Source organism: Pedobacter glucosidilyticus DSM 23534, from assembly GCF_000425145.1.
In the GTDB taxonomy this organism is placed as follows: domain Bacteria; phylum Bacteroidota; class Bacteroidia; order Sphingobacteriales; family Sphingobacteriaceae; genus Pseudopedobacter; species Pseudopedobacter glucosidilyticus.
Map to the genome: position 1 here is coordinate 1 of NZ_AULF01000054.1, position 7868 is coordinate 7868.

The 7868-nt window shown below is 34.1% G+C and carries 6 protein-coding genes; 3 read left to right on the forward strand and 3 right to left on the reverse strand.

What is annotated here, in order from left to right; translation table 11 throughout:
• The coding region (locus tag H510_RS0112640) for a transposase (protein ID WP_483823593.1) at positions 1-223 on the reverse strand (223 nt) is incomplete at its 3' end.
• A 125-nt stretch (positions 224-348) separates the two neighbouring features.
• Positions 349-1719 (reverse strand): SGNH/GDSL hydrolase family protein, encoded by a 1371-nt coding sequence (locus tag H510_RS0112645; protein WP_026904660.1) that lies wholly within the window; start codon positions 1717-1719, stop codon positions 349-351.
• A 258-nt stretch (positions 1720-1977) separates the two neighbouring features.
• Here H510_RS0112645 and H510_RS0112650 point away from each other — a divergent pair, with 258 nt between their 5' ends.
• Together H510_RS0112650 and H510_RS0112655 are read left to right on the forward strand one after the other, a co-directional pair.
• Positions 1978-3429 carry a glycoside hydrolase family 16 protein gene (locus H510_RS0112650; protein ID WP_026904661.1) on the forward strand — a complete coding sequence of 484 codons (1452 nt, stop codon included), beginning with the start codon at positions 1978-1980 and terminating at the stop codon, positions 3427-3429.
• Positions 3430-3493: 64 nt separating this feature from the next.
• Complete coding sequence (locus H510_RS0112655) at positions 3494-4927, forward strand: glycoside hydrolase family 16 protein (protein ID WP_162143079.1); 1434 nt, start codon at positions 3494-3496, stop codon at positions 4925-4927.
• Positions 4928-5080: 153 nt separating this feature from the next.
• Here the strand turns inward: H510_RS0112655 and H510_RS0112660 are convergent, their stop codons facing one another.
• A complete protein-coding gene (locus tag H510_RS0112660) occupies positions 5081-7456 on the reverse strand; it encodes a glycoside hydrolase family 31 protein (RefSeq protein ID WP_026904663.1) in 2376 nt (791 codons plus the stop codon).
• A 188-nt stretch (positions 7457-7644) separates the two neighbouring features.
• On the opposite strand from H510_RS0112660, the gene H510_RS0112665 reads away from it, so the two are divergent.
• On the forward strand, positions 7645-7868 hold a 224-nt coding region (locus H510_RS0112665), incomplete at its 3' end, for a transposase (RefSeq protein WP_026904664.1).

Below are 7868 nucleotides of genomic sequence, written 5' to 3' on the forward strand. Positions count from 1 at the left end.
CTGATACGTTACGGATATGTTTCAACATCAGTAAACCCACCATTAAACGTATGGGCTTGGCCGGACGGCCGTTATCCTTACAATAGAGTGGGGCAAAGGCCTTTTCAAAAACACTCCAATCTATCTTGTTGGCAAGTAAAAATAAGGGATGGTGGCGGTTTAGGGTGTGCTCAAAAGTGAAAAATAGGCTGGTTTGATTCTCTGGTTTTTTATTGGGAAGCATCTTAAATATTTGCAAGTTTTACGATATAAATATAACAAATCTTGCAATTATTTCACATTAAAATTATACACAAAGTGTTGATAATCATAATTTTATATGCTTTTTAAGGCTCGACTAATTAAGATTTATTTAACTACATCTCCATTTATTAATATTTTTCCGATATAAATAACAGATTGACGGTACTTATTTGGAAACTGCTTAATATCTTGAAGTTGATTTGAGCCTAATATTTCTTCTTTATTAGGGATTTCCTTTGAAATCTTGATTGTTACTTCATGTAAACCTTCTTTAACCGGAAATAAGACATACTGTCCTCTATATCTATTGTTACAATGCACATTAAAACGGTTACTGCGTAAATATTTAGCCTCTGGTGTATGCTTATCTATGATGATTTCTAATTGACCTACCTCTGGTCCTCCAATATCAAAGATGCCAAAATGGGTGCCTCTAAATTTAAATCTAAATGTAGCTCCAGGCTCATAGGCTTTCATAACAGAAGGAAACCAGCCAGCAAATGAATCAAGATTTAGTTCTTTTAAAGGATTAACTTTTTCCCAATACTGGTCAAAAGTAGCTATCATATGTGGATGAAACATTTTAGCATTTTCCCAATTTTCTGTACTAAGTAAGTTTGGAAGTGGATAAGTTTTCTTACTACTTGGTATATCAAGCATCAACTTTTTTATACCCCTGGCAATAACTGAAGCATAAAGTTTTCCGCCTTCATAAGTTGGATGTATACCATCTCTAGAGAAAATAATTTTTGAAGATGATTTTTGCTGAGATTTCCATTCTAATTTTCCTAAAGCCTCAAGCATACCAATGCTTTTTCCTAGATGTACAGAACTAACTTGATAATGATCAGCCAATTCTTCTAATTTTCTAATGTTCTCAGGTATTCTTCCTGATGCATAAACTTTATATTGTTCTCCACTAATGGTATATAATAAACAAATATCAATACTTGGATTGTAATTTCTAATTTGCCTAATGATACCCTCAATACCTGCCACAAAAGCACCATTAACGGCAAAATCAATAAATATAATTTGAGGTTGGTGTACCAATAATTGCTCTTTAATCCTGCATGCGCCCAAGTCCGATCCTGTGCCAGAAATACCAGCATTTAGTCCAATAAAATTATTTTGAGGAAGTAGCTGTTGTAAATAAGATAATAACTGAGGTCTATAGCCATCATCAGCTTTAGTAATACTTCCACCAATGAAACCCACTGTCATAGTTTTTTGATGCTTTGTTGCAAATAAAAAATTACTTAGCCCTGTTCTAGGAATAAATTCTCCATCAAAACTTTGGGTGTCTAGCTCAAGCTTATTATAGGCTTTATCCACTTTAAAAAATAAAGGAGCAGCACCGGTTTGGCTGGCTGCAATGGCCCTTTGTATCTCTATATCTGTTTTAGATTGTGAGTAAGCTCCTTTATAAAGGATAGGAGTTAACATCCAAATAAGTATGATAGTAAAGCATTTCATTACTCAACAATTAGGTTTAATCTAATTTATCCATTCACTGTAAAGGATGGTAAAATATTTAATCAAATAGCCAAAGGGAGCGTTCCCAGCTATTGGGAACGGTTGAATTCTTTTTTAACACTCAAAAAACTACATAAGGGAACGCTCCCTCAAGTGGGAGCACTCCCAATTTTAATTATAGCCTAGATTTCTATTCATAGAAATAGAGTAGTCTTAAATTTAGTGTAACTCGTTATATCAATTATAAACCAATTTATTATGAAATTAAAAGCTTATTCATTAGTAGCAGCTGCAGCAATTTCTTTGCTAAATGCTTGTCAGAAAGATGTATTAACACCTTCAGAAAAAAAGGTTGTTGGGTCAAATAAAAACTTAGCAGCTCAAATGGGAACATCAACAAGTGATGATTTCTTTATCGGTTTTAAACCCGATCCATCATATCAAATGATGTTTACGGATCGTTTTTTCAATAATAATATCGCTCAAAATCATAATTGGTGGGAGCCCAGAACCGATTTTACTAGAATTTTTGCTAGTGACACTGGAGATTTTACAGGTTATAATAGAGCCGCTAACAACGAAGTCGTAAATGGTATGTTAAATATAAAGTTTAATAAAGATGCAGATGGTAAATACTATGGTGGAGGTATTATTTCAAAAAAGATGTTTGGCTATGGCTATTATGAAGCTAAAGTTAAAATTTATACAGGAACTTATGGCTTACACCAGTCTTTCTGGTCTTTAGCACCTGCAGTAGAAATAGATGGGTTTGAGATTGATTCGAAATTAATAAGTTTAGCCCCTCTTCAGCCTGGAAGACACCGTTGGTTTCCTGACCAAATTACTTATAAACCAACTAGTGCAGAAAAAGCCAATTTTTATTACCATCCTAATACAAAACTTAATGAACCGGTACCCAACGATGATGGGATATGGACTGATGCAGATGGCTTTTGGATAACGGCAGGTTACGAGTGGCTACCTAACGTTGTAAATTATTATGTAAACGGACAGCTAAGAGCTTCATATCCTTTAATAGATAGTTTTGGGAACGATGTTAATGTGTATCAACCTTCTTCTATATATCTTACCGCATTACCATTTGATATTTATCCCGCACAGCCAATGGTAGAACCACAAGAAGGAGCAAAAATGCAGGTAGAATATGTTGCCTATTATAGCAGGCCATTAAATAACGTCAATTTGTTAGGAAATAACAGCTTCAATTATGTTGAATCCAAATTTATCACTACAGGAAAAAATGAAGCCCCTACAGGATGGACAGAATATGCTAGTGCATTAAATACACCAACTTATAATTACTCCGTACCTTACTATCAAAGAACAAATTCTTATGCCATCCAAGACGGTACTAATTGGATTTTAGAACATAGAAATGATACTTCAGATTATAAAGCCATTACTTTGCAACAACTCAATTTTATAGCTAATGGAACCTATAAGCTTAGCGCTGATATAAAATGTTCTGCTCATCAAATTACAAATGGGCTTCAAATAGTGATATTAGGTAAAGATAAAACTACGGTTATTAAATCTAGAGCGATATTAAATCCACAAGCCAATTGGATAAATGTTATTGTAGATGATATTCCAGTAACGGAAAACGAAGTAACGGTGATGCTTTTTTCTAATGCTAAAGCAGGAGAATATTTTCAAGCAGATAATATAAGTTTTACAAGGAAATTTTAATAAACACGCTACCATTAAATCTAGATTTACATTCAATTATATCATGATCTTTCAACTTTATAACTTGATTAAGTTACCAAATACAATCGCTTTAAGCTTCTTGTTTTTTAATGCTTACATAGTAGAAGGTATATGTTTTCAAAATGAAAAAAACATGGCTATCAATGCAGATTTAAAGAAAATAAACCTTGCTTTAACCAAAAGATTTACACCTGACACAAATTACCAATTATTATTTATAGACGAATTTATTGAAAACCATATTAGTCAGCATCATCATTGGTGGAAACCCAGAATAGAAGCTAAAAAAGCCATATATGCCAATAGTAAGCATCCTCATGGGCCCTTTATTGGATACAATAGAGCTTCAAATAATAGTATTGACAATGGAATATTAGCTATTCATTTCAACAAAGATGCAGATGGTAAATATTATGGTGGAGGTATTATTTCTAATAAAACTTTTGGTTACGGTTATTATGAAGCAAAAGTTAAAATTTACACAGGTAGCTATGGCTTACATCAATCTTTTTGGTCAAACGAAGCCGCTATTGAAATAGATGGTTTTGAAATAGATTCTAAATTGGTTGGTTTGGCACCATTGCAGCCTGGTAGACATCGTTGGAGACCCACACATATAGATTACCAACCTACACCAGAACAAAAGAAAACATTTGTTAAAATGCCTAATACCATATTAGACCAAGCGGTTAAAGGTGATGATGGCATTTGGACCGATGATGATGCTGATTGGGTAACTGTAGGTTATGAATGGTTACCAAATGAGGTTAGATATTATGTTAACGGTAATTTGCAGACCGTTTATGGATTGATAGATGCTTACGGTCATGATGTTAATGTTTATCAGCCAGCAAAAATATATTTAACTGCTTTACCATTTGATGTTTATGAAAAGAGAGCGATGGAAGCCCCACAACCAGGTGCTAAAATGCAAGTAGAATATGTAGCCTATTACACCAAGCCACTTTTAAATGTCAATTTATTAGGGAATGCTTCTTTTGATTATGTTCATAATAGTGATAGCCGAATAGAAGCTAGAGCAACTGCTTGGGATGATTATCCGATAAAGAAAGACTCAAAAATTATTTATGGGGATTCAGATTTGGATACAGCTCATACCAGAGTTAGAAAAGAAGCTGGTAACTGGTTTTTGGAGCAGACAAATACGAAGAAGGATTACAAAGCTCAAGCCAGTCAGACTTTATATTATATCCCAAATGGTAAATATCAGCTTACAGCCCGAATAAAAACCTCATTACACTCGAAAAAGAACGGAGCTTCATTGATGATATTGGATAAAAATAAAAACTTAATCAAATCTTATCCAATCACAACTCAACTGCAAGAATGGACAACCATAACATTAAAAGATATAGTTGTTAAAGCTCATGAAGTTACCATACTTATTTCTTCTCATGCAAAGAAAGGGGAATATCTTTTGGTTGATGATATTGATTTTTCACTCCAAAGTAGGTGAAAAATTAGCATGTTAAAAAAAGAGGATGTCTCAAATCATAATTTTGTGTCAGGCTGAGCGTAGTCGTAGCCTTTTCTTATCCTTCTACTTCGCTCACGATGAACAAGGTCCGCTCAATGTGACAAATATGATTTTTGACAACCTCTTTTAGAATTAAAGTTTAATCACCTTCGCTTTTCCTTTATAAGAAATAATAGCATCAAACTTTTGTGCAGAATCAACTCCGATTCCATGATTACGATTTACCTTAATTATTTTAAAAGTCCGTTCTTTTAACATCCCTGGAAATTCGCCCTTTCTATTTCCTATAGTTAGGGTTTGAGTTTGGTCATTCCAAAGCATTTCAATTTCTGAAAAGACACCTTTTTCATAGTTATAGTTGTCATTCTCATCCTCGTAAAGCATAAACTTACCATCTTTGCCAGTATAGATTCTTACCTCAAGTTCATCCCATTTTTTCTCTGTAGCGTATTGCATTTTTTGAGCTAATAATGGTAAAATAGTTCCTGCTGGGATATGTAAGGGTATAATATCTATAGGGACATTCCGCTCAATCGTTTGGCCACCTTCTAATTTCTCTCCAGTCCAGAAATCAAACCAAGCACTCCCTTTTGGTAAATAAACAGCTTGTTTTTTTATAGTATTAAAATCAACTGCAGCACCCTCGTGTTTAGGCCCTTTGTCTTTGATATACATAGAAGAAGTAACAGGTGTTACCATAAAAGATTTTCCAAATAGATATTGATTACTTATAGTATGGGCTTTTTTATCTTCGTTAAAATCCATAAACAAAGGTCGCATAAAGCTACCTGCATGGTTTGTTACATCCCAAGCGGTTGCGTATAAATAAGGTAATAAGCGATATCTTAAATGAATATATTTCTCTTCCGAATCAAAAACCCAGTTACCACGGTCTCCAAATTGATAAATTTCTTTTTCTCCACCGGTACCATGAGAGCGTGTCATTGGGGTAAAAGTTCCAAACTGAAACCACCTGGTATACAACTCTTGATAAGCTAAATTTTTTACTCCTTTATCAAATTGTTTAGCTGAAAAGCCTCCTATATCAGTGTTCCAATAAGGTATACCACACATAGAGAAATTAAGTCCTGATGCAATTTGCTGATCGAAAGTATCCCATTCTGCAATAACATCTCCAGACCATGAGTTAGCGGCATAGCGCTGTTGTCCTGCAAATGCACAACGTGTTAAAATAAAAACTCTTTTAGCTGTGGTTAAAGCCCTTTGTTGTTGATAAACGCCTCCGGTTGCCATTAAAGGGAATGCATTTCTCACTTTTCTAAATGATCCTAAATAAGTATTCTGATCAAAATCCTGCTCTTTAATGTTATAATGGTCTGGTTCTGTAGAATCCATCCACCAAGCATCAACACCTTTCGCAAAAAGTCCATGATTTAAATTTTTCCAATAAATATATCTAGCCATGGGGTGGTAAGCGTCATATACCTTAGCAACAGCAGGATACGTTTCAAAATCTAGAATCATATTTTTTTCTTTAAGTTCTTGAAAGGGCTTGGTTTTAGGGCCAAATGAAGACCACACTGAAATCATGAAGTGAGCATTTAATTGATGAACTTCATCAATCATAGCTTTGCCATCATAAAACTTAGGGTTTTCAAAGTTCATAGCATTCCAGTTTGCATTTTCGCCCCAATATTGCCAATCTTGAATAATCCCATCTAAAGGAACTTTCAGCGCTCTATATTTTTTCAAAACGCCCAGTAACTCATCTTGGCCTCTATATCTCTCTCTTGATTGCCAAAAACCATAAGTCCAAAGCGGGTTCATAGGAGCTTGGCCAGTAAGCATTCTGATTTTTGAAATTACACCATCGCCGCTTTTCCCGTACATAAAGTAATAATCAATATTTTGACCTATTTCAGAGTCAAAAGAAGTTCCACTTGTATCATCTTTAAATACTGTAGTTGAATAATTATCCCAGAAAACACCATATCCCTTATTAGATTGTATGATAGGTATTGCAATATGTAAAGGCTTTTGTCTTAAAATAAGCGTTTGATTTCTTTGATTTAATTGGTTAGACTGCTGTTGCCCTAAACCGTATATAACCTCATCTTTTTCCAGTTTAAAAGTTTGTTTTACTTTAAATGCGTCTTCTTTTATATCTTTTATACTTGTAAAAATTGCCGCCTCTTTTTCTTGCAGTAGTAATTTGTTGTCAAGATTTTTAAAACTCATCTTACCATTCTCTAAATCAATATTTATTTTTAAAGATGAAGTAAGCAGTTCTAGTAAACCATCTTTCTCCACTACGGTAAAGTCGATAAGCGAAGGCTTTGCTATTACAGAAAGGCTTTCTTGAATATTTAGTGTTGAATCCGGAGATTTTAAAACTCTTACCACATCAGGGCCATAAAAATATAACTGTAGAAGCTGATGGTTAATTTTAATACTTAATCCGTCTTGAGTTTTTAAATAGTCTTGACTTTTTGCTTGTTTAATCACAAAAAGAGAAGTAAGTAATATTAAAAAAGAAATCTTTTTCATAATATTTTAAACATGAAATTATTGAGTAGTAAATGCAAGCTTGGCCTCTTTAAACACCAAACATTAATTTCAAAACTAATAGATAGGTTATTAACCATATCTCAAATCATGACCTCCTCCCACAAAACAGCAACGATCAAAATTAGAGAAGCAGGGCAATTATTTATAACTTGAAACAAATAATTGCGATGAAAAAATCAAAATTTACGGAGGCCCAGATAGCCTTTGCTTTGAAACAGTCAGAGACTGGAACTCGTGTAGAAGAGATCTGCAGGAAGATGGGTATTTCCCAGGCTACGTTTTTTAACTGGAAGAAGAAGTATGGCGGGCTTGGAGTAAGCGAGCTTCGGCGTTTACGGCAGCTTGAAGAGGAGAATAGCCAATTAAAAAAACTGGTTGCTGACCTTAGCCT